Origin of the sequence: Bradyrhizobium sp. ORS 111, from assembly GCF_045571485.1 — a bacterium.
Taxonomy (GTDB): domain Bacteria; phylum Pseudomonadota; class Alphaproteobacteria; order Rhizobiales; family Xanthobacteraceae; genus Bradyrhizobium.
Genome location: NZ_CP120701.1, coordinates 7,093,307 through 7,113,390 on the forward strand (window position 1 = coordinate 7,093,307; position 20,084 = coordinate 7,113,390).

25 protein-coding genes are annotated in these 20,084 nt (G+C 65.7%); 6 read left to right on the forward strand and 19 right to left on the reverse strand.

The features are described from left to right. Window positions 1-63: 63 nt before the first annotated feature. The 9 genes from P6U30_RS32655 to P6U30_RS32695 all read right to left on the reverse strand — a co-directional run bounded on the left by P6U30_RS32655 (window position 64) and on the right by P6U30_RS32695 (window position 7,740). The gene (locus P6U30_RS32655; RefSeq protein ID WP_407166846.1) at window positions 64-396 is read right to left on the reverse strand and encodes a hypothetical protein; all 333 of its coding nucleotides are present in this window, start codon (window positions 394-396) and stop codon (window positions 64-66) included. A 77-nt stretch (window positions 397-473) separates the two neighbouring features. Beyond that, window positions 474-1,190: an MgtC/SapB family protein gene (locus tag P6U30_RS32660; RefSeq protein ID WP_407166847.1), complete on the reverse strand. Its 717-nt coding sequence runs from the start codon at window positions 1,188-1,190 to the stop codon at window positions 474-476. A 30-nt stretch (window positions 1,191-1,220) separates the two neighbouring features. After that, entirely contained in the window at window positions 1,221-2,237 is a 1,017-nt protein-coding gene (locus P6U30_RS32665) for a WD40 repeat domain-containing protein (protein WP_407166848.1), read from the reverse strand. Next, window positions 2,237-3,280, reverse strand: a complete 1,044-nt coding sequence (locus P6U30_RS32670) for a CobW family GTP-binding protein (RefSeq protein ID WP_407166849.1) — start codon at window positions 3,278-3,280, stop codon at window positions 2,237-2,239. The genes P6U30_RS32665 and P6U30_RS32670 overlap by 1 nt, the downstream gene beginning before the upstream one ends. 52 nt (window positions 3,281-3,332) lie before the next feature. Further along, window positions 3,333-4,205: a metal ABC transporter substrate-binding protein gene (locus tag P6U30_RS32675; protein WP_407166850.1), complete on the reverse strand. Its 873-nt coding sequence runs from the start codon at window positions 4,203-4,205 to the stop codon at window positions 3,333-3,335. 5 nt (window positions 4,206-4,210) lie between these two features. Further along, the gene (locus P6U30_RS32680) at window positions 4,211-5,080 is read right to left on the reverse strand and encodes a metal ABC transporter permease (RefSeq protein ID WP_407170595.1); all 870 of its coding nucleotides are present in this window, start codon (window positions 5,078-5,080) and stop codon (window positions 4,211-4,213) included. A 5-nt stretch (window positions 5,081-5,085) separates the two neighbouring features. Further along, a complete protein-coding gene (locus P6U30_RS32685) occupies window positions 5,086-5,841 on the reverse strand; it encodes a metal ABC transporter ATP-binding protein (RefSeq protein ID WP_407166851.1) in 756 nt (251 codons plus the stop codon). A gap of 3 nt (window positions 5,842-5,844) precedes the next feature. Next, window positions 5,845-6,042 carry a hypothetical protein gene (locus P6U30_RS32690; RefSeq protein WP_407166852.1) on the reverse strand — a complete coding sequence of 66 codons (198 nt, stop codon included), beginning with the start codon at window positions 6,040-6,042 and terminating at the stop codon, window positions 5,845-5,847. Window positions 6,043-6,822: 780 nt separating this feature from the next. Then, window positions 6,823-7,740 carry a LysR family transcriptional regulator gene (locus P6U30_RS32695; RefSeq protein WP_407166853.1) on the reverse strand — a complete coding sequence of 306 codons (918 nt, stop codon included), beginning with the start codon at window positions 7,738-7,740 and terminating at the stop codon, window positions 6,823-6,825. Window positions 7,741-7,981: 241 nt separating this feature from the next. On the opposite strand from P6U30_RS32695, the gene P6U30_RS32700 reads away from it, so the two are divergent. After that, a complete protein-coding gene (locus P6U30_RS32700; RefSeq protein WP_407166854.1) occupies window positions 7,982-9,292 on the forward strand; it encodes an MFS transporter in 1,311 nt (436 codons plus the stop codon). A gap of 25 nt (window positions 9,293-9,317) precedes the next feature. Beyond that, a complete protein-coding gene (locus P6U30_RS32705) occupies window positions 9,318-10,391 on the forward strand; it encodes a tartrate dehydrogenase (RefSeq protein ID WP_407166855.1) in 1,074 nt (357 codons plus the stop codon). Between the two features lie 372 nt (window positions 10,392-10,763). Here the strand turns inward: P6U30_RS32705 and P6U30_RS32710 are convergent, their stop codons facing one another. The 6 genes from P6U30_RS32710 to P6U30_RS32735 form a co-directional block, all read right to left on the reverse strand. Next, window positions 10,764-11,267 (reverse strand): DUF2852 domain-containing protein, encoded by a 504-nt coding sequence (locus P6U30_RS32710; protein ID WP_407148608.1) that lies wholly within the window; start codon window positions 11,265-11,267, stop codon window positions 10,764-10,766. 120 nt (window positions 11,268-11,387) lie between these two features. Next, window positions 11,388-12,089 carry a TetR/AcrR family transcriptional regulator gene (locus P6U30_RS32715; protein ID WP_407148609.1) on the reverse strand — a complete coding sequence of 234 codons (702 nt, stop codon included), beginning with the start codon at window positions 12,087-12,089 and terminating at the stop codon, window positions 11,388-11,390. Window positions 12,090-12,185: 96 nt separating this feature from the next. After that, window positions 12,186-12,551 (reverse strand): hypothetical protein, encoded by a 366-nt coding sequence (locus P6U30_RS32720; protein ID WP_407148610.1) that lies wholly within the window; start codon window positions 12,549-12,551, stop codon window positions 12,186-12,188. Between the two features lie 41 nt (window positions 12,552-12,592). Further along, the gene (locus P6U30_RS32725) at window positions 12,593-13,018 is read right to left on the reverse strand and encodes a YciI family protein (protein WP_407148611.1); all 426 of its coding nucleotides are present in this window, start codon (window positions 13,016-13,018) and stop codon (window positions 12,593-12,595) included. 155 nt (window positions 13,019-13,173) lie between these two features. Continuing rightward, window positions 13,174-13,545: a nuclear transport factor 2 family protein gene (locus tag P6U30_RS32730; protein ID WP_407166856.1), complete on the reverse strand. Its 372-nt coding sequence runs from the start codon at window positions 13,543-13,545 to the stop codon at window positions 13,174-13,176. Between the two features lie 109 nt (window positions 13,546-13,654). After that, complete coding sequence (locus tag P6U30_RS32735; protein WP_407166857.1) at window positions 13,655-14,308, reverse strand: glutathione S-transferase family protein; 654 nt, start codon at window positions 14,306-14,308, stop codon at window positions 13,655-13,657. 214 nt (window positions 14,309-14,522) lie between these two features. Between P6U30_RS32735 and P6U30_RS32740 the strand changes: the two genes are divergently transcribed. Beyond that, the gene (locus P6U30_RS32740; protein WP_407166858.1) at window positions 14,523-15,311 is read left to right on the forward strand and encodes an SDR family NAD(P)-dependent oxidoreductase; all 789 of its coding nucleotides are present in this window, start codon (window positions 14,523-14,525) and stop codon (window positions 15,309-15,311) included. Window positions 15,312-15,373: 62 nt separating this feature from the next. Here the strand turns inward: P6U30_RS32740 and P6U30_RS32745 are convergent, their stop codons facing one another. Both P6U30_RS32745 and cobS read right to left on the reverse strand, forming a co-directional pair. After that, window positions 15,374-15,940 carry a histidine phosphatase family protein gene (locus tag P6U30_RS32745; protein ID WP_407166859.1) on the reverse strand — a complete coding sequence of 189 codons (567 nt, stop codon included), beginning with the start codon at window positions 15,938-15,940 and terminating at the stop codon, window positions 15,374-15,376. A gap of 4 nt (window positions 15,941-15,944) precedes the next feature. Then, window positions 15,945-16,697: an adenosylcobinamide-GDP ribazoletransferase gene (gene cobS, locus P6U30_RS32750; RefSeq protein WP_407166860.1), complete on the reverse strand. Its 753-nt coding sequence runs from the start codon at window positions 16,695-16,697 to the stop codon at window positions 15,945-15,947. A gap of 54 nt (window positions 16,698-16,751) precedes the next feature. Here cobS and cobT point away from each other — a divergent pair, with 54 nt between their 5' ends. The 3 genes from cobT (at window position 16,752) to P6U30_RS32765 (ending at window position 18,755) form a co-directional block, all read left to right on the forward strand. Continuing rightward, a complete protein-coding gene (cobT, locus tag P6U30_RS32755; protein ID WP_407166861.1) occupies window positions 16,752-17,765 on the forward strand; it encodes a nicotinate-nucleotide--dimethylbenzimidazole phosphoribosyltransferase in 1,014 nt (337 codons plus the stop codon). 159 nt (window positions 17,766-17,924) lie between these two features. Then, window positions 17,925-18,218 (forward strand): hypothetical protein, encoded by a 294-nt coding sequence (locus P6U30_RS32760; protein WP_407166862.1) that lies wholly within the window; start codon window positions 17,925-17,927, stop codon window positions 18,216-18,218. Between the two features lie 114 nt (window positions 18,219-18,332). Further along, on the forward strand, window positions 18,333-18,755 hold the full coding sequence (locus tag P6U30_RS32765) for a hypothetical protein (protein WP_407166863.1): 423 nt from the start codon (window positions 18,333-18,335) through the stop codon (window positions 18,753-18,755). Window positions 18,756-19,105: 350 nt separating this feature from the next. Here the strand turns inward: P6U30_RS32765 and P6U30_RS32770 are convergent, their stop codons facing one another. Together P6U30_RS32770 and P6U30_RS32775 are read right to left on the reverse strand one after the other, a co-directional pair. Beyond that, entirely contained in the window at window positions 19,106-19,516 is a 411-nt protein-coding gene (locus P6U30_RS32770) for a VOC family protein (RefSeq protein WP_407166864.1), read from the reverse strand. A 19-nt stretch (window positions 19,517-19,535) separates the two neighbouring features. Beyond that, window positions 19,536-20,072 (reverse strand): SRPBCC family protein, encoded by a 537-nt coding sequence (locus P6U30_RS32775; protein WP_407166865.1) that lies wholly within the window; start codon window positions 20,070-20,072, stop codon window positions 19,536-19,538. Window positions 20,073-20,084 lie beyond the last annotated feature (12 nt).

Consider the following 20,084-nt stretch of genomic DNA (forward strand, 5'->3'; position numbering starts at 1 on the left):
CGAGACTGGATAATCGGCATCGATCGTCAAATGCGCGTCACAATGCGCAGGGCTTACGGCCGGCTATTTCTGCTTGATCGGCGGCGCGGTCTTCTCGGCGGGCGCCGGTGGCAGCACCGGTTTGGCACCCTCCTTCTGCGCGTTGGTGTCCGGATGCGCCGGCTCCGGTGCCGGCGTGGTCGGACGATCGCCACCGGGCTTGGACTCCGCCGGCGGCGCGGTCTTCTCCGGCTCCGGCGTTGGCTTCAGCGGCTGTGTCGCCTGCGCCATCTGCTCGGGAGCGGTCGCGTAGATGTCGCGCAGCGAAAGGCCCGCAATCGCGACGCCGGCCGCCACCAGCGCAGCGGCGATCAGCATGTGTTTGCGATACGTTTGCTTGGTATGATCCGCAGCCATTTCGTCCCACTCGCGACGTTTCCGCGACGTCAACGATTCCGCTCCGGCATGGTTCCTTGCCGCGAAGCCACTGGAACTCAGTCCGCGGTGTTGCTTTCCCAGGTCGCATGACGCACGCCGGGCTGCCGTTTGAGGTCGGCGACGACGGCATTCAGCTCGGTGGGATCAATCGCGGTCGAGACCAGCGTCGCCACGATCTCCGGTAGTCCGTCGCCGACCTCAACCACGGCGACATCGGCGACCGGATAGCTCGCCGCTTCGAGCTTCTCCACCAGGCGGTCGCGCATCGCGGGCAGGCCATCTGCGGTCACCGCGAGCTTGACGTAGTAGGTCGCCTCCGAGGCTTTCTCGTCGAACGGAATGCGGTTGATGGCGTTGACCAGCGGACGCAGCAGCGTGTTGCCGGCGATCACGAACACGGTCAGCGCCACCGCCTGCGCCACCAGGTCGGCGCCGGCGCAGGAGCCGACCGCGGCCGAGGCCCACAGCGTTGCCGCGGTGTTGAGACCGCGCACGTCCATGCCCTGCTTCATGATGACGCCGGCGCCGAGGAAGCCGATGCCGGACACGACATAGGCGATCACGCGCACCGCGCCGTCTGCGCCTGCCAGATGCATCGCGAGGTCGACGAAGGCGGCCGCGCCGACAGCGACCAGCACGTTGGTGCGCAAGCCCGCGGTGCGCTGCCGGTACTGCCGCTCGGCGCCGATCAAGGTGCCGAGCACGAAGGCAGAAGTCAGACTGATCAGCGTGTCGATGAAGTCGGCGGTCTGAAACGTCGCAAGAAATCGCATGGCACCTGCCCGGCTGGATGCCGCGATCTCTTACATTTCCAGAATGCCCGCGTCACCATCTTCCGCGCCGAAGGCGAGCAGCGTGCCCTTGGCATTCCACGCCAGTCCCGAGACCGCTGCGCCGCCGTTCCGCCGCACCAGGATCTCGGCGCCGTCCTCGAGCCGCACCATCAGCACCGCGCCGTCGCTGTAGCCGACCGCCATGATGTCGTTCTTCGGATGGCATGCGACCACGGCAACCCGCGCCGGCATCGGCGCCAGCATCGCCGGCTCCTTGCCCATCGGACCGTCCTTGCTCGCAAACGGCCAGACGATCACGCTATCGGCGCCCGAGGTCGCGAGCCCCTTGCCGCCGGCCGTCCATGACATCGAGCGCACCCGGCCGGGATAGCCGCTCATCCGCATATGCCTGTTGTCGGCGAGCCGCCAGCCATGCATCGCGGGCTCATGCATCGCGGTGACAAGAAATTTGTTGTCCGGGCTGAAGGTGACGGCGAGATGCGAGCCGGCCCATTCCAGGAATTCCGGATTGGCCGCCATGTTGGGAAACCACAATGTCACGCCGCCGTAATGCGCGATCGCAAGCCGCAGCCCTTTGGGGGCGAAGGCGAGCCCGCCGACGGTCGACGGCACTTCAAAGCTCTTGTCCTCGCCCTTCGAGCTGCGGACGAAAGCGGTCTTGCCCGCCGACCACGCCACTGTGCCGTCGCTGTGCAGCGCCACGTTGTCGATCCAGCGCCGCTTGCCGTCGGTCGCGAGCGTCGAGCTCTCGCCCTTCGCGTCCGTTGCGATCAGCTTGCCGTCGTCACCGCCGGTGACGAGCCGCTTGCCGTCGGAGGCCGCGCACAGGATGGCGCCGAAATGCGTCGGCACGCGGCTGATCTCGCCATCGGCGGTCGCGATCGCCACGCTCTCTTCCGCGCCGACGAAGAAGGCGCGGTCGCCGAGGAAATGCACCGAACCTATGGCCGCGCCGAGCGCGAGCTGCTTGACGCGGTCGGTGATCGAAACGATGGAGGGCCCGTCGGGCGCGTCGAAATCGCTCATCACGTGGTGATGCACTGCTCGAAGCCGTCGCGGATCGCCTGCTCGGGCAGATCGCGACCGATGAACACGACCCGGCTTTCGCGCTTCTCGCCGTCCTTCCACTTCCGCTGGTGATCGCCCTCCAGCATCATATGGACGCCCTGGAAGACGTAGCGATCGTCGTCGCCGGTGAAGGCAAGGATGCCCTTGGAGCGCAGGATCTTCTGGCCCTCGGTGGCGACGAGCTGCTGCAGCCACGGCATGAACTTGGTCGGGTCGAGCGGCTTCTCGGAGCGCAACGACAGCGACTGCATATCCTCGTCGTGATAGTGCTTCAGGCCGTGATCGTGATCATGGTGGTGATGATCATGGTCATGGTGATGATCGTGGTCATGATCGTGATCGTCGCCGGCCTCGAGGAAATCCGGCTCGATCTCCAGGATGCGGTCGAGATCGAACGCGCCGCGCTCCAGCACGTCGGTCAGCCCCACCTGGCAACGCTCGGTGCGATGCAGCTTGGCATAGGGGTTGATGCCGCGGATGCGGGCCTCGACCTCGGCAAGCTCGGGCTTCGAGACCAGGTCGGTCTTGTTCAGCACGATGACGTCGGCGAAGGCGATCTGGTTCTTCGCCTCGGGCGCGTCCTTGAGGCGGTCGCTCAGCCACTTGGCGTCGGCCACCGTCACGACGGCATCGAGCCGGGCATTCTTCTGCACATCCTCGTCGACGAAGAAGGTCTGCGCGACCGGCGCCGGATCGGCGAGGCCGGTGGTCTCGACGATGATGGCGTCGAACTTACCCTTGCGCTTCATCAACCCGTCCATGATGCGGACGAGGTCGCCGCGCACGGTGCAGCAGACGCAGCCATTGTTCATCTCGAACACTTCTTCGTCGGCGCCGATGATCAGGTCGTTGTCGATGCCGATCTCGCCGAATTCGTTGACGATCACGGCGTATTTCTTGCCGTGGTTCTCCGACAGGATACGGTTCAAAAGCGTGGTCTTGCCGGCGCCGAGATAGCCCGTCAGCACGGTCACAGGAATCTTTTGCGATGCTTCAGCCATAACAACTCCGAGGAACTTGAAAGGCGCTCAACCGGGCAGGGAGGCCCCTGCCCTAATCGGCGAGCGCGCTGGTCAGGGCCTTTATATTGTGCCTGACCATATCAATGTAAGTGGGCGCATCGCCGTTTTCGCCTGTCAGACTGTCGGAGTAAAGGGTCCCGCCGACCCTCGCGCCGGTCTCGGACGCAATCTGCCGGATCAGGCGCGGATCGCTGATATTTTCGAGAAAAACTGCCGGAATTTTCGCAACCTTGATCTGGGCGATGATGGCGGCGATGTCGCGTGCGCTGGGCTCGGCATCCGTGGAGACGCTGAGCGGCGAGAAAAAGGTGACGCCGTAGGTGTCGGCGAAATAGCCGAAGGCGCCGTGAGTGGAGATCACCTTGCGTCGCACCTCGGGTATCTTCGCCACCGCCTCGCGCACCTCGCGGTCGAGTGCCTCCAGCTTGGCCAGATAGGCGTCGGCATTGGCCTTGAAGACGTCGGCATGGTCGGGGGCCACGGCAATCAGCCCGTCACGGATATTGATGACGTAGATCTTTGCATTAGCCACCGATTGCCAGGCATGCGGATCGTCATGGCCGCCCATCTTCCGCGGCATGATGCCCTTGGTCGCCACCGTGACCGGGGCCTTGTTGCCGGAAGCCTGCAGCAGCCGCGGCAGCCAGCCCTCGAAGCCGAGACCGTTGACGACCACAAGGCGGGCGGCGGCGACCTTCTTCGCGTCCGCGGGCGTCGGCGCATAGACATGCGGGTCGCCATCCGGACCGACGAGCGCAATCACGTTGACGCGGTCGCCGCCGACGTTCCGCACCATATCGGCAAGGATCGAGAAGCTCGCGACGACGTTGACGCGTCCCTCGGCGCGCGCCGCGCCACTCGCCAATATCAGCGCCAGACCGATCAGCCCGATCAATTTGCGCATCGCCGTCACGCCTCGAGATGCCGGCCCGGGAAGAGCTGCCGCAGTAGCCCACTGACATTGCCGAGCAGCAGCGAGGCGACATAGACCCCCGCCGCCACCAGGATGATCGCCGGGCCGGACGGAATCCGGGTCTGATACGATAGCACGAGGCCCGCATAGCCTGAGAGCATCGCGCTTGCGACCGCGATGCAGATCATCGTGGTGATGTCGCGCGACCAGAACCGTGCAATGCCGGCGGGCAGGATCATCAGCCCGACGCCGAGCAACGTGCCGAGCGCGTGAAAGCCGTTGACGAGATTGATCACGACCAGCGCGAGGAAGGCCAGATGCGCCGGCGCCCCGGCCGTGCTCACCGTGCGCAGGAATACCGGATCGACGCATTCGATCACCAGCGGACGGTAGATCACCGCGAGCACCAGCAGCGTGAGGGTGGCGTTGAAGGCGATCACCAGCAGCGTCTGGTCGTCCATCGCCAGGATGTTGCCGAACAGCACGTGCAGCAGGTCGATATTGGTGCCCTTGATCGAGACAATGGTGACGCCGAGCGCGAGCGAGACCAGATAGAAGGTCGCAAGCGAAGCGTCTTCCTTCAGCTCGGTGGTGCGGGCGACGAGGCCAGCGAGCAGCGCAACCGTAAAGCCCGCGATCAGGCCGCCGGTCGTCATCGCGAACAGATTGAGCCCGGACAGCAGGAAGCCGATCGCCGCCCCGGGCAGGATCGCATGCGCCATGGCGTCGCCGACCAGGCTCATCCGCCGCAGCATCAGGAACACGCCGATCGGCGCACCGCCGAGCGACAGCGCGATCACCGCCGCGAGCGCGCGGCGCATGAACTCGAATTCGGTGAACGGGCCAATCAGCGCATCGTAGATCATGGCGATCAGGCGGCCCTCGATCGCGGATCGGCCGCGCAGGCGGCGGCAGAGTCGTCGAAGGCCTCGCACATCCGCATCGCGACTGTCAGGTTGTCCGGCGTCAGCGCTTGCGCAGTCGGGCCCCATTCCACCGGGCCACGCGCCAGCAGCAGCGTTTCCGGAAAGTTGTTGCGCACCATGTCGAGGTCGTGCAGCGCCGCCAGCACCGTGCGCCCTTCGGCGTTCCAGCGCTTGACCAGCGCCAGCAGGTCGGCGGTGGTCTTGGCATCGATCGCGTTGAACGGCTCGTCGAGCACGATCAGTCGCGCATCCTGCAACAGCACGCGCGCAAACAGCATGCGCTGCATCTGCCCGCCAGAGAGCGTGCCGATCGGACGGTTCTCGAAGCCGTTGAGACCGACAGCGGCAATCGCGATGAGGATTTTTTCGCGCGCAGCCTTGCTGATCCCGCCGAAGAAGCCGGTGGCGCGCCACAGACCGGTGCCGACGAAGTCGAACACCGAGATCGGGAAGCTGCGGTCGATGTCGGCGGTCTGCGGCAGATAGGCGATATCCCTATGCCCGAGCCCGTCGAGATCGATCACGCCGGAGAGCGGCTTGAGCACGCCGGCGATGCCGCGCAACAGCGTCGACTTGCCGGCTCCGTTCGGACCGATCACGGCGAGCAACGCACCAGGCGCGATCTCGCCGCTGAGGTGATGCACCGCCGGGTGACGGTCATAGCCCAGTGTGACGTCGCGGAATGTAACGAGCGGAGCCACGGATCACCTCATCGCCAGCCAGACCACGGCCCACAGACAGGCACTGACGGCAATTGCCGCGGACAGCCGGGCCGGCACGGTCATCCGCAGGATCGACCAATGCATGCCCTGCGCCGGATGCGGTGATGCCGGGCCGTGGCTGTGCCCATGGGAATGGGCGTGGCCGTGGTGGGCGTGATCGTGGGAATGCGCGTGCGTCATGACAAACTGTTATATTATAACATAACGCGAGTCCACAAAGCGGGAACCATCATGGCTGGCAGGCAAAATCGCAGGAGATTCGAGCTGCGGCGCCGGGGCGACGACGTGGTCTACACGTTCGTGCGGTAGGTCCGGCCGGATGGAACTGTTGGATACCAACGCCAGGATCAGGACCTTTGGATCGCGCACCGGCCGGACTGGGGCTGGGTGGCCTGCGACGCGGTGATCCAGTATTCCAGAGACGCCAGATGCCGAACCGAGGGGGCCCGCGGCGTACTGGATCGCCCGCCTTCGCGGGCGATGACAGATGATGAGGATACAACTTCCCATTCTCGCGACATGATTTGTCCGAGTTCTGCATCTCGTTTCACCTCTCCTTGATCGGAGGGCTCAGGAAAAGCCGGGTGCCGATCGCACCTGGGCCCGGTGCAACAGCACCGGGGTATTTGCAGTTCTGATAAATCGAAATATTCGCCATGAAGGCCTTGCGCCGTCGGACAACTCAGCGATTGAGCGTCAGGGACGCACGGACAGACAGGTTCCCTCCCCCCTTGCGGGGGAGGGCTAGGGAGAGGGGTGCCACACGACGTGGTCTCTCCGTATGCTACGCGACACGCGACGGACGATTGAAAGGACACCGCGCCCATCGATCATCTCGCCCGCGGCTTACCCCTCTCCCCAACCCTCCCCCGCAAGGGGGGAGGGAGCCTGAACCGCGTGCTCACCTCACCGTCATTTCCGGGCTTGTGCTTCGCATCCCTGCATGACGGTGAGTTCCGCTCACGCCTCGCGCGCGTAGCTCTTCAATCTTGATTCGAGCACGCCGAGTACGCGATCGCGGATTGGATCGCGCGAGCCTTTCAACCACGCGGCGGCGAGCGGGAGACGGCCGGTGCTGCTGCGGCGCTTCAGCCTGAGCGGCACAAAGCGGACCCCTGATATCGCCATCCGCGAGGTCCAGCGCGGCACGATGGCGACGCCGAGCCGGGCCGCGACCATGTTGACGATGGTCTGCTTCTCGTCAGCGATCTGGTGGATGCGCGGCGTCAATCCGGCCTCGTCGAACAGCTTGACGGTGAGATCGTGACTGTGCGGACGCGAGCGCCGCGCCGGCACGATCAGGGGCTGGTCCGCGATATCGGCCAGCGAAATCACGCTGCGCCGCGCCAGCGGATGCTTTCGCGACACCGCGACCACCGCGGTCTCCCGCAACAGCGACACGAACTCGATGCGGCTATCGGGGCGTTCCGGCGGACGGACGAAGGCGAGATCGAGCGCGCCGGAGAGCAGCTTCGGCAGCAGCCGGATGGTCTTCTCCTCGAGAAGCTGCACGGCGATGTCGGAATGCGCGCGGCGGATATCGCGCAAGAGCGGCGGCAGCAGACCGGCGGCGGCGCTGTCGATCGCCCCGATCCGGAACCGTCGCGTCGACGGCTTGCGCAGGCCCGTGCGGAAGCCGTCCTCGATCGCTTCCGCGCGGTTCAACAGCGCCCGCCCCTCGCGCAGCAGTACGGCGCCGTCCTCGGTCAGCGACACCGCGCGCGTGGTCCGCGCGAACAGGCGCGTGCCGAGATCTTCCTCCAGCAGCTTGATGTGACGGCCGAGCGCCGAGGGCAGCATCTGCAGGCGCTGCGCGGCACGGCCGAAATGCAGCTCCTCGGCGGCGGCCACGAAGCAGCGGAGCTGATGCAGTTCCAAGACGCGTTCCTTCAATCCGTTGCCATCGCAGACGAGGAGGGATGGATGCTTCGTCGCGGAGCCTGTCATTGAGCGCGCGTTCGCGCGACCCGATGGCTCCTCGCAATGGCGGCTCCGCGATTATATCGTTTTTTTGTATAAACTCGCGCGGATTGAATGGGAAGGGCGCGCCCTTCTAGGCTTCCTGCTGGCGCGGCGAGAGCGCGCTGTCCCAACAAGAACACCAACCCGAGGGAGGCTCATGGCCGGCGAGCTTCAGACGCGCGTGTTGCGCAAGATTTCACTGCGCATCGTTCCATTCATCATGCTGCTGTACTTCGTGGCCTTCATCGACCGCGTCAACATCGGCTTCGCGTCGCTGACCATGAACAAGGACATCGGCCTGTCGCCGACGGTGTATGGATTCGGCGCCGGTATCTTCTTCTGGGGCTACTTCCTGTTCGAGGTGCCTTCCAACATCATCCTGCACAGGATCGGCGCGCGGATCTGGATCGCGCGGGTGATGATCACCTGGGGCCTCGTCTCCGCCGCGATGGCGTTGGTGCAGGGCGCGACCAGCTTCTACGTGCTGCGCTTTCTGCTCGGCGCCGCGGAGGCCGGCTTCTTCCCCGGCATCATCCTGTATCTGTCCTACTGGTTTCCGGCGCGCCAGCGCGCGGCCGTCACTGCGCTATTCATGGCAGCGGCGCCGCTATCGACCGTGCTTGGCTCGCCGGTATCTGGCGCGCTGCTCGAGATGGACGGCCTGCTCGGCTTCAAGGGCTGGCAGTGGCTGTTCGTGCTGGAAGCGGTGCCGGCCATCGTGCTCGGCTTCGTCGTGCTCGGCTTCCTGACTGATCGGCCGGAGCAGGCCAAGTGGCTTGCCGACGACGAGCGCGACTGGCTGGTCAAGACCATGAAGGCGGAGAACGACGGCAAGGCCGCGGCCGCAAGCCACAGCATCTGGCGCGGGCTCGCCGATCCGCGCGTGCTCGCGCTGGCGCTGGTCTATTTCGGCACTTCGGCCGGGCTCTATACCCTCGGCGTCTGGGCGCCGCAGATCATCAAGCAGTTCGGCCTGTCGTCGCTTGCGGTCGGCTTCCTCAACGCGGTGCCCGCGACCATTGCCGTGATCGCCATGATCCTGTGGGCGCGGCATTCGGACCGCACCGGCGAGCGCACCTGGCACGTGGTGATCGCCTGCCTGATCGCCGCTGCCGGGCTCGCGCTTGCGGGGCTATGGACTGGGCTCGCCGCCGTGATCGCGGCGCTGACGCTGGTCAATATCGGCATCTCCTCGTCGAAGCCGCCGCTGTGGAGCATGCCGACCATGTTCCTGTCGGGCTCGGCCGCCGCGGCCGGCATCGCCACCATCAACTCGATCGGCAATCTCGGGGGCTTTGTCGGGCCGGCCATGATCGGCTGGATCAAGGAGCGGACCGGCAGCTTCGACGGCGGTCTCTACTTCGTCGCCGGCCTGCTGGTGCTCTCGGCCGTGCTCACGCTGCTGCTGTCGCGGGCGAACCCCAAAGCGAACACCGCTCCTCAACCCTCACCAGCCCGGTCCCACTGATCCCACCCTCATTCAGGAGATTGTCATGCGCACCCATTCCATCGCCGCCATTCCCGCCGACGGCATCGGCCCCGAAGTGATCTCGGCCGGCGTCCGCGTGCTGGAGGCTCTGGCCAATCGCACCGGCGACATCAGCTTCAACGTCAAGACGTTCGATTGGGGCTCGGACTATTACAAGAAGCACGGCGTGATGATGCCGGCCGACGGCCTCACCGAGCTGAAAAAGTTCGACGCGATCTATTTCGGCGCGGTCGGCGCGCCCGACGTGCCCGATCACATCACGCTGTGGGGCCTGCGCCTGCCGATCTGCCAGGGCTTCGACCAATACGCCAATGTGCGGCCGACCAAGATCCTGCCCGGCGTCGCCTCGCCGCTGCGCAATGCCGGCGTCGGCGATCTCGACTGGGTGATCGTGCGCGAGAATTCCGAAGGCGAGTATGCCGGCATGGGCGGCCGCGCGCACAAGGGCCTGCCGGAAGAGGTCGGCACTGAAGTCGCCGTGTTCACCCGCGTCGGCGTGACGCGGATCATGCGCTACGCATTCCAACTCGCGCAGTCGCGGCCGCGCAAGCTGCTTACCGTGGTGACCAAATCGAACGCACAGCGCCACGGCATGGTGATGTGGGACGAGATCGCGGCGGAGGTCGCCGGCGAATTCCCCGACGTGACGTGGGACAAGATGCTGGTCGACGCCATGACGGTGCGCATGACGCTCAATCCGAAGACCCTCGACACCATCGTCGCCACCAACCTGCACGCCGATATCCTGTCCGATCTCGCCGGCGCGCTGGCCGGCAGCCTCGGCGTCGCGCCGACCGGCAACATCGATCCACAGCGCCGCTTTCCCTCGATGTTCGAGCCGATCCACGGCTCGGCCTTCGACATCACCGGCAAGGGCATCGCCAATCCGGTCGCCACCTTCTGGACCGGCGCGCAGATGCTCGAGCATCTCGGTGAGAAGGACGCCGCCGCGCGGCTGATGGCCGCAGTCGAGAAAGTATGCGCAGCCGGCGTGCTGACGCCCGACGTCGGCGGCAAGGCCACGACGAAGGACGTGACGGACGCGGTGATCGACGCGATCCATGGATCGAATGTGTAGGGTACACTCCGTCCTACTTACGTTAAGGACGATGACTCTCTCTGTCCCCTCCCCCCTTGCGGGGGAGGGTTAGGGAGAGGGGTACCGCTTGCTCCGCTGCAGCTTTTAGTGCGGGATCAATACTCTCAGAACTGCCGCGCGTGATGCTGGTTGTTGCAGCACCCAAACCTCTCAGATCACGCCCGCGGCCACCCCTCTCCCCAGCCCTCCCCCCGCAAGGGGGGAGGGAGCCTGACCAGACTGCTCACCTAACAGCACGACCATCTCCCACAACGCAAACCGCCCGCTTGCGTGGGGGCAAGCGGGCGGCTCGCGGCCGTTCAGGTGCTATGGGGGCACATCGCCTGAAGGCTCAGCTCCTTCGCGTGACGCTCAACCCTGCGGCGGCTGCGGCGGTTGATCGTTCGGCGGAGTCGGACGGGTGCGGTGCTGCGCCATGAAGGCGTCGAACTCTTCCTTGTCCTTGGCGTGACGCAGACGGCTCAGGAAATCCTTGAACTCCTTCTGCTCCTCTTCCAGGCGGCGCAGCGTCTCGGCGCGATATTCGTCGAAGGCGCGATTGCCGCTGGTGGGCGGACCGAAGCCCCAGCCGAAGCCACGGCGCTCCATGCGGTCGCGCATGCGGTCCATCTTGTACTGCATCCGCTCCATCTTGTTCTGCCAGCGATCCTGGTCGTAGTGACTCCAACAGGCCATTTTTCTGCTCCCGAGTGTGAAAAAGAGAAGGGCGAGACCGATCGGCCACCAGATCATGAAGCCGAGAATGATCAGGGCGATCTTCAGGGGATGCCACGGCGCCCAATGCATATGCATGTGCGGGGGATACGATTCATCGACGGGGCCGCGCCAGCGATTGACATCAGCGGTGTAGGCCATTGACCTTCTCCATCACGGCATCACGCCGTTGTGAATGTAAATAACATTTACATAGGTAGCCGATCCCTTCGGAAAGTCAAGCAGCGCGGGTGACGCACCCTTCAGATTATTTTTGGAACTTTATTTCGGCTTACCCCAGGGCCCCGACGACTTTTGTTCGCTCGCCGCGGCATCAGGCCTGCGATCGGTCGGGAAGCCGAGGCCGCGCAGATAGATCAGCACTTCAGCTTCCAGCAGTTCCTCCGGCGACATCGGCAGCTTGCGCCGCGCCGCATCGCCGCGACCGAACAGCGAGGCGACGCCGTGGGACATCGCCCAGATGTGCAGCGCCATCATCATCGCCGGCGGCCGCGGCATGCCGGGCGGCGCCAGCGCGGCAAGCCGCTCGGCGGCGGCGCGGATGATCGCGAAGGCGCGCTCGCTTGCAGCCATCAGCGTTGGATTCGCATCGGGCGGCAGACCGGATTCGAACATCGCCGAGTAGAACGCGGGCTCCTCGCGCGCAAAGGTGAGATAGGCCCTGCCGACGCGCTCGAACGCCGTGACGGTGTCGGGCCGCCCGTCGTCCCAGGCCGCCGTCAGCACCGCCTCGAACTGCTCGAAGCCGCGCTGCGCGATGCTGGCGAGCAATTCCTCACGGTCGCGGAAATGCCGATAGGGCGCCGCGGGGCTGACGCCGGCCATGCGCGCGGCATCGGCGAAGGTGAAGCCGGCCGGCCCCTTCTTCGAGATCAGGTCGAGCGCGGCCTGCAGCAACGCTTCCTTGAGGTTGCCGTGATGATAGCCGCGCTCGCTGCGGCTTTGGTCCTTGCTCCAGCTCATGTGAATAACTTTTACATGAGCCGGCCGCAAAGGTCACTAGCGGCGGACGCGGGGCTGCATCGGGATTAACCGACAGCCCCACCCTCCGACGTCGAATTAACGGCCCGGAATCGGCAGCACCGGCATGATCTCGACTGCTTCGCCGGGGAAGATCGTGAAGTGCGGGTGGTGCTCGAACAGCTTTGCGGCGGCCTCGTGCGAGGCGGCGCGCACCACGGTAAAGCCCGTCATCGTGTTGGTGATGTCGGCGATCGCGTTGGCGTCGACCTTCTTGGTCTTGCCGAGCGGACCGCCCATCTCGACGATCACATCGTGATGCTTCTCGACCCAGGCGCCCCAGGCCGCCATGCCCTGCTGCTCCTTGGCCCGCCGCTCGGCCTCCGGCATCTTGTTCCAGGCCTCCATGCGCGGACCGCCCTTGCTGCCGAGATAGACGGCGAGGAACGTGTTGGTCGTGCTCATCTGCTGCTCCGTTGCTGTTGGTTGGATTGACGATCAGTGATTCAGCGCAGTGCCTTGCCCCAGCCGCCCTGCGGATGCTCGAAGGTGGCGGCGGCCTGTTGCACCTCCTCGGAGAAATCCGCCATCTCCTGCACCTGGCGAATCTCGATGATCTCGTTGCCGGTGGCCGGGCACTGCTTGGCCCATTCGATCGCCTCGGCGCGCGAGGCGACCTCGATCATCCAGAAGCCGCCGATCACCTCCTTGGACTCGGTGAACGGACCGTCGGTGACCACGGGCTTGCCGGTCGCGAACGAGACGCGCGCCCCAGTGGCGGGCGGATGCAGGCCTTCGAGCGTGATCAGCACGCCGGCATCCTTCAGCGCCTGATTGTATTTCATCATCGCGGCGACGCGCTCGGGGTCGAGGTCGAGCTCCGCCGGAGCGCTCTCATAGCCGAGCGGGATCATCAACATCATGAAACGCATTTGAATGGCATCCTTTGATTTGCGGCCGGTCCGGTTCAGACCTGGACCGGCTCTCGGATGTAAGACGGCCGGGGTTTTGCACAACCGACACGTGGCGGGAAATAATTTCAGAGGTCATTGACTTTGGCCTGCACGGTCGGCACTGCGCGCCGCTTTCAGCGCTCCTGTCTGACGAGCGCACCGTCCTGGTGCGACGAGCCAAAATAGACGTCGATGCGCTTGACCTTGTCGCCGTCGAACACCAAGAACTCGGTGTTGCGAAAACTCTTGCCGTCCTTGGCGACGCAGCGATAGGTGACGAAGGCCTCACTCCCCTCGACCATGATCCGCTCGATCTCGTGGCGGCCGATCCAGTCGCTGCTGCGCCAGCACTCGGCGAAATAGGTCGGCTTGTCGATGTTTTCGCCGTAGGGAGTATTGAAGCGGAAGTCGTCCGCGAACGCCGCTTCGACCGTCCGGCGGTCGTCGGCCAAATAGGCGGCGAAGATCGCGCGGACGATCTCCGCTCTGTTGCCATCTGCAGCCATGTCACCTCCACATGCTCGGGCGTCACGTGGAAGACGAGCGGAACCGGCAGATCGAGACATCGCAGCCGCAATTATTTTCGGGCCGGATAAGAGCTCAGCTCACACGACCTCAGGTCTCCTTGGGGAACATGCCGAAATAGGGCTCGGCCTCGCGGAGGACGCGTGCGAAGGACGGCCGCGCTGTCAGCCGTTCCAGATAGGCGGCCAGATGCCGGTGACCATCCGCGAACGGCTCGACCTTGTTGCCGTAGAACAGGGTCGGCGCGGCCGAGCAGTCGGCCAGGGTGAAGCCGTCGCCCATCATCCAGCCGCCGTGGGCGAGCTGGTCGTTCAGCATCGCATAAGAGGCGCGGATCTGCGCCCGCGCTTCGGCCACGCCATGCGGGTCCTTCTTGTCGGCCGGACGGAGCCGGTCGCCGACGACCTTCTGCATCGGCAGATGGACGTAGAGATCGAGGACGCGGTCGCGCAGCCGGGTGTTGAGCGCGAGGTCGGGATCCTGCGGGATCAATCGCGTGGCAGCGGGGTAATGCCGGTCGAGATATTCGATGATGATGGTGGATTCTGGTACCGTCTCGCCCCTCGCCTCGTCGCTCAGCACGGGGAAGCGGCCGATCGGCGAGATCCGCAGCAGCGCCGCGCGCTGCTCGGGATCACCGAGATTGAGCAGGTTCGGTGTGAACGGGACCCCGTTCTCGTAAAGCGCGATCAGCGCCTTCCAGCAGAACGAGGACAGCGGGTGGTAATGCAGTGTCAGCGACATCGGAACTCCATCATCTGATTTACGGCCACAGGACGAACGCGAGGCCGCCGCGCCGACATCTCGGATAATTATTTTGCGGCGGAATACCGGGCGAGAGAGCAAATCGGCCGCTGATTGGAGACGGTATCGTACGGTTGACACCGCGCGCTAAAGGTCGCAGACGCTGCCCTAGTTGCGCGCAGACGCCGCTCGCCCGAACAATGTGGACCGCATCATGACCTCGTCTCCTTCCAAAGTCGCACTCGTCACCGGCGCCGCGCGCGGCATTGGGCTCGCCGCGGCCAAGCGCTTTCTCGCCGAGGGCTGGCGCGTCGCGCTGCTCGACATCGAGGGCGCGTTGCTGGACGGCGCGGTCGCGGCACTGAACAGGACCGCGGATACGCTGGCACTGACGTGTGATGTTTCCGACGCCGACGGCGTGGCAGCGGCGATCGCTGCGATCAACCGCCGCTTCGGCCGGCTCGACGCGCTCGTGAACAACGCGGGCGTTGCCGTGTTCGCGCCGGTGCTGGAAACCTCCGACGCCGACTGGAGCCGGATCATGGCGGTCAACCTCACCGGCCCGTTCCTCTGCACCAAGGCCGCCGCGCCGCTGATGCGCGAGCACGGCGGCGGCGCGATCGTCAACATCACCTCGATCTCGGCGGTGCGCGCCTCGACCCTGCGCTCGGCCTACGGCACCAGCAAGGCGGGGCTTGCACATCTCACCAAGCAGCTCGCGGTCGAACTCGCCTCGCTCGGCATCCGCGTCAATGGCGTAGCGCCGGGCCCGGTCGAGACCGCGATGGCCAAGGCCGTGCACACGCCGGAGATCCGCGCCGACTATCACGACGCGATCCCGCTCAACCGCTACGGCCTGGAAGAGGAGCTCGCGGACGCGATCTTCTTCCTGTGCTCGGATCGCGCCAGCTACATCACCGGGCAGATCCTCGCCGTCGACGGCGGCTTCGACGCCGCCGGCATCGGCCTGCCGACGCTGCGTGGCCAGCGGCGGAACGGATAGCACTTCGGCTTTGATCGCTCCGCTCGCGCCTCAGGATGATGGGTTGACAGCAGCGGAATTGGCTAGCGCCCATTCACCGCGACCACACGCCACGCATCTGCCAGCCGATCGATCCGCGTCAATGACAGCGGATCGATCACGAAGCGCAGCGCAGTCTCGGGCGCAAGGTCGAGCGCGATCGCAAGGATCGCGCGGATGGTCCCGGAATGCACGACGAGCACAGCGTCGCCTGCGGGAAGGCGCGCAAGCCCTGCCCGCGCGCGCGTGATCTGATCGGCAAAGCTTTCGCCGCCCGGCGGCCGGTTGCTGCCCGGCGCATTCCAGAACCCGCGATAGGCAGCACCAAGCTCGGCCTCGAGCTCGCTGTGCCGCCGTCCGGTCCAGTCGCCGAAATCCTGCTCGCGGAAGGCCTCGTCCTCGACCGCGTCAAGGCCGAGCCGCGCCGCGGTCTCGCGGGTGCGCCGCGCCGGGCTGCAAACAGCGAAGGCGCCGGCCGGCAGCCGCGCCCGCAGCGCCGCGAATGCCGCGGCGTCGCCGAGATCGGCCGGCGCATCGGCTGCATGGATCACACCGCGCGGCCCCTCGACCGGCGCGTGGCGGATCAGCCAGAGCTGCGTTTCGGCCTGCATGCGCTCACCCGAGCCGCGCCGCGAGCAGCACCAGGATCGCGGTCTCCGCAACCTGCTCCGCTGCGCCGAGCACGTCGCCAGTCTGACCGCCGATCTGCCGCATTGCCAGCAGCGCGATGAGACATGCACCGGCGCCTGCCACGATCGCCGCCAGCAGCGCATCGGAGAAGCGCAACGACAGCAGCGCGATCGCGAGTGCAATACCGGCCGCGACCACCGCCATCACACCATCAGGCCGGCCGGCATTGGCCGCGAGCCCATCCTTGCGCGCGTAAGGCAGGCTGATCGACAGCCATGGCAGCACGCCGCGGCTGAGCGCGTGCGCCACGATCAGGCTCTGCACGACGGCACCATCCGGGATCGCCGCCACCGCTGTGAGCTTGGCGGCAAAACTCACCAGCAGCGCCAGCGCGCCATACGTGCCGAGCCGGCTGTCGCGCATGATCTCGAGCTTCGCGGCGGCGTCGCGGCCGCCGCCAAAACCGTCTGCGACATCGGCGAGCCCGTCCTCGTGCAGTGCGCCGGTCAAGAGCGCGCCGCCGCCGAGCGCCAGCGCCGCGGCCGCCAGATCCGGCACGCCGATCGCACGCAGGAGCAGGCAGGCGAGCCCGATAGCCGCCCCGATGAAGGCGCCGACCAGCGAAAAGACCCGTTGCGCCCGCGCGAAATTCTGCGGCCGCGCGCCGTCGGGATGTGGCATCGGCAGGCGGGTCAGAAAGCCGGTGGCTATCCTGAGATCCTCGAGCCATTGATTCATGGTAGCGGCCTGCAAATTGAACTAGCTTGCGGCCCCGCTTAACGAGGGAATCGCATGCAGTTCAATACTCTAGACGACATCCGCAGCTTTTGTCGCGATCTCCCGGGAGGCGACGATGAATGCGCGGAGGCGGCCGCACGGCGCCAGCAGAACCTGACCAAGCCGCCGGGCAGCCTCGGGCGTCTGGAGGATCTCGCGATCTGGCTTGCGCGCTGGCAGCGGCGGGAGCTGCCGCGGCTCGACCGCGTTACCATTGCCGTGTTCGCCGGCAATCACGGCATCGCCGAACGCGGCGTCTCCGCCTATCCGTCGGAGGTCACCGCGCAGATGGTTGCGAATTTCGCGGGCGGCGGTGCCGCGATCAACCAGATCGCCAAGCTTGCCGGCGCCGAGCTGCGCGTCGAGCCGATCGAGCTCGGGCGGCCGACGCGCGATTTCACGATAGCGCCGGCGATGGACGCGGCGGATTTCCTCATGGCGCTCGACACCGGCTGGCGCACTGTGCCCGAGGCATGCGACCTGCTCGTGCTGGGCGAGATGGGCATCGCCAACACGACGGTCGCCGCGACACTCTGCGCGGCGTTGATGGGCGGGCGCGGCGCGCGCTGGGCCGGCCGCGGCACCGGCGTCGATGATGCAGGCTTATTGCGCAAGCGCGTCGCGATCGACGCGGCGCTGAAATTCCATCGCGGCCTGCTCGACGATCCGCTGGCGGTTGCGATGTCGCTCGGCGGCCGCGAGCTCGCGGCAATCGCGGGCGCCGTGCTGGCGGCGCGAGCTAGATGCATTCCGGTGCTGCTCGACGGCTTCGTGGCGACTTCGGCAACGTTGCCACTGGCGCGGCTTGCGCCGGATATGCTTGCGCATTGCCGTGCGGGACATGTCTCGGCCGAGCTTGGTCACCGCGAATTGCTGCGCGAGCTCCAACTTGTCCCCCTGCTCGATCTCGACATGCGGCTCGGCGAGGCTTCCGGCGCCGCCGTTGCGGTTCTGGTCCTGCGCGCCGCGCTGGCCTGTCATGGCGGCATGGCGACGTTTGCCGAAGCCGGCGTCTCCGGCGCCAATTGAGGGTCCCGCCGGCCATTTTCCCGGTGCATAGCGGCCATATTCGCGCGCAATCTTCGCGTGTGCAGCATGACCTTTACGCCCGAACAGCCTAACCTTCGGGGGTGGGCGCCAGCGCGGCGCCACACCGTGCTGAAACCAGGGACCGGGGAGAATCACGTCATGTCGGGAGTTCTCATCAATCTGATCATCCAGATCATCAGCGGAGCGATCGGCGGCAATGTCGCGGCGGGGGCGGCCAAGAACATCGATCTCGGCACGCTCGGAAACACCATTGCAGGCGCCATCGGCGGCGGCGCCGGCGGGCAGCTTCTCGGCATGCTGATCCCGCTGCTCGCCAACTCCGGTGCGACGCCGGACATCGGCAGCATCGTTGGCCAGGTCGCCGGTGGTGGCGTGGCCGGCGCCATCCTCACCGCGATCGTCGGCGCGATCAAGAACCGGTCGGTGGCCTGATCGATTTTTGACCGGGACGGGGCATCGGTCTTGATGATGCCCCGATCCGCGCGCATGTCTTCCTGCAACGGATGCGGTGCGACCCCGATCGCACCGGCGGGGAGGATTGCGCCGATGAAGATGCTTCTCGCTGCGGCCAGCCTCTGTGCAACCATTGCCTCCGCGCAAGCCGAGGTGCGGATCCTCGAGAGCCCCGGCGGACAGGTCGGGCCCTTCATCGAATTGTTCGACAAGGTTCGCGAATCCGGCGAGCGCGTGGTGATCGACGGCCCGTGTCTGTCGGCCTGCACGCTGGTGCTCTCGATGGTGCCGCACGACCGCATCTGCGTGACGCGACGCGCAGTGCTCGGCTTCCACGCCGCGCGCTCGATCGACGGACGCGGCCGGATCTATGCGGAGCCGGAAGCCTCCGAGGCGGTGCTGGAGGCCTACCCCGCGCCGGTGCGCGTCTGGATCATCCGCCGCGGCGGACTGAACTCGCGACTGCTCCTGCTACGCGGGCGCGAGTTGGCGGCAATCTATCCGCGGTGCAGGTAAGGCTATTGATCCGTCATCAGCCCTGTAGGGTGGGCAAAGCGAAGCGTGCCCACCAATTCATCCAGGAGCGGATGGTGGGCACGGCGCATGTGCGCCTTTGCCCACCCTACGGTTTTATTCACCTCGAAGGATGCACGGCCACCGGCCGGGCCGTCGCCTTCGAGACGGCCGCGTTGCGGCCTCCTCACGGTGACGGGGCGCACTGCTCCACCCCGTCATAGCGAGCGAAGCGAAGCAATCCATCGTACGGCATACGCGGATGCATGGATTGCTTCGTCGCTATCGCTCCTCGCAATGACGACCACGTAGATTCACAGAGTGACGGTGAGTGTGCCCCAACACTCGCTAGCCTACATCTGCGCCGGGCAGTTCACCATCCAGGGAATGCCGAACTGATCGACGCACATGCCAAAGCCGTTGGAGAAAAAGGTCTTGCCGAACGGCATGGTGACGGTGCCGCCCTCGGCAAGGGCCTTGAACCGGCGTTCGGCGTCAGCGGGATCCTCGACCTGCAGCGCGACATGAAACCCCTGCGGCTTCTGGAAATGCCCGGGAGGTGCGTCGGACGCCATGATGATCTCGCCATCGATGCTGACTCGGGCGTGCATGATCTTGTCCTTCCAGCCGGGCGGCGTCTGCATCTCCGCATTGCCCTCTCCGTAGGGGAAGGATTCCTCGATCCGCGCACCCAGCACCTTCTGGTAATGCTTCAACGCGGCATCGCAATTGCCGTCGAAGGAAAGATAGGGATTGACCTGCATCGCGTGCTCCTTGGCGTGGTTATTTTTCGGCGAGCGTCTTCAGATTGGCGAGACCGACCTCGAAATCCTTGCCGATCATGTGATCCAGGTTCATGAACACCTGCATCAGCTTCGACATGAAGGCCGCCGGACCATACATGGTCCATGTGACGTTGGTCGCATCACCCTGCGGCAGCATTGTGAACTCGGCGGTGTTGTGGCCCTCGAACGGCGTGAAGAAGTCGAGCTTGATCACGAGCTTGGACGGCGCCTGCGCATCGAGGATCTCCATCCGGCCGGAGCCGACATTCTTGTTGCCGTTCCAGGCGTAGACCGCGCCCTTGCCGTTCGCGGCGCCGTCATAGGTTCGCTTCATCGCGGGGTCCCTGGTCTCGTAGGGCGACCACGTCGTCCACCGGTGGAAGTCGTTGATCAGCGGAAAGATGCGCTCCGCCGGCGCCTCGATGCTGGCCGCACGCGTGACCCGGAACGTATCCGGCTTGGTCGCCGCCAGGATGAGGACGACCGCAATCGCGATCGCCAGGATGACGGCAACGATGATAATGACTTCGAGCATGACGGTCTCCGC

Coding starts and splice junctions, on each gene's coding strand:
- cobS (WP_407166860.1), bottom strand. CDS start 16,697: ATGAATCAATGGCTCGAGGATCTCAGGATAGCCACCGGCTTTCTGACC.
- P6U30_RS32770 (WP_407166864.1), bottom strand. CDS start 19,516: ATGCAGGTCAATCCCTATCTTTCCTTCGACGGCAATTGCGATGCCGCG.
- P6U30_RS32660 (WP_407166847.1), bottom strand. CDS start 1,190: ATGCGATTTCTTGCGACGTTTCAGACCGCCGACTTCATCGACACGCTG.
- P6U30_RS32690 (WP_407166852.1), bottom strand. CDS start 6,042: ATGACGCACGCGCATTCCCACGATCACGCCCACCACGGCCACGCCCAT.
- P6U30_RS32680 (WP_407170595.1), bottom strand. CDS start 5,080: ATGATCTACGATGCGCTGATTGGCCCGTTCACCGAATTCGAGTTCATG.
- P6U30_RS32775 (WP_407166865.1), bottom strand. CDS start 20,072: ATGCTCGAAGTCATTATCATCGTTGCCGTCATCCTGGCGATCGCGATT.
- P6U30_RS32765 (WP_407166863.1), top strand. CDS start 18,333: ATGAAGATGCTTCTCGCTGCGGCCAGCCTCTGTGCAACCATTGCCTCC.
- P6U30_RS32700 (WP_407166854.1), top strand. CDS start 7,982: ATGGCCGGCGAGCTTCAGACGCGCGTGTTGCGCAAGATTTCACTGCGC.
- P6U30_RS32675 (WP_407166850.1), bottom strand. CDS start 4,205: ATGCGCAAATTGATCGGGCTGATCGGTCTGGCGCTGATATTGGCGAGT.
- P6U30_RS32730 (WP_407166856.1), bottom strand. CDS start 13,545: ATGGCTGCAGATGGCAACAGAGCGGAGATCGTCCGCGCGATCTTCGCC.
- P6U30_RS32715 (WP_407148609.1), bottom strand. CDS start 12,089: ATGAGCTGGAGCAAGGACCAAAGCCGCAGCGAGCGCGGCTATCATCAC.
- P6U30_RS32655 (WP_407166846.1), bottom strand. CDS start 396: ATGGCTGCGGATCATACCAAGCAAACGTATCGCAAACACATGCTGATC.
- P6U30_RS32665 (WP_407166848.1), bottom strand. CDS start 2,237: ATGAGCGATTTCGACGCGCCCGACGGGCCCTCCATCGTTTCGATCACC.
- P6U30_RS32745 (WP_407166859.1), bottom strand. CDS start 15,940: ATGCAGGCCGAAACGCAGCTCTGGCTGATCCGCCACGCGCCGGTCGAG.
- P6U30_RS32705 (WP_407166855.1), top strand. CDS start 9,318: ATGCGCACCCATTCCATCGCCGCCATTCCCGCCGACGGCATCGGCCCC.
- cobT (WP_407166861.1), top strand. CDS start 16,752: ATGCAGTTCAATACTCTAGACGACATCCGCAGCTTTTGTCGCGATCTC.
- P6U30_RS32760 (WP_407166862.1), top strand. CDS start 17,925: ATGTCGGGAGTTCTCATCAATCTGATCATCCAGATCATCAGCGGAGCG.
- P6U30_RS32720 (WP_407148610.1), bottom strand. CDS start 12,551: ATGAGCACGACCAACACGTTCCTCGCCGTCTATCTCGGCAGCAAGGGC.
- P6U30_RS32670 (WP_407166849.1), bottom strand. CDS start 3,280: ATGGCTGAAGCATCGCAAAAGATTCCTGTGACCGTGCTGACGGGCTAT.
- P6U30_RS32735 (WP_407166857.1), bottom strand. CDS start 14,308: ATGTCGCTGACACTGCATTACCACCCGCTGTCCTCGTTCTGCTGGAAG.
- P6U30_RS32725 (WP_407148611.1), bottom strand. CDS start 13,018: ATGCGTTTCATGATGTTGATGATCCCGCTCGGCTATGAGAGCGCTCCG.
- P6U30_RS32740 (WP_407166858.1), top strand. CDS start 14,523: ATGACCTCGTCTCCTTCCAAAGTCGCACTCGTCACCGGCGCCGCGCGC.
- P6U30_RS32710 (WP_407148608.1), bottom strand. CDS start 11,267: ATGGCCTACACCGCTGATGTCAATCGCTGGCGCGGCCCCGTCGATGAA.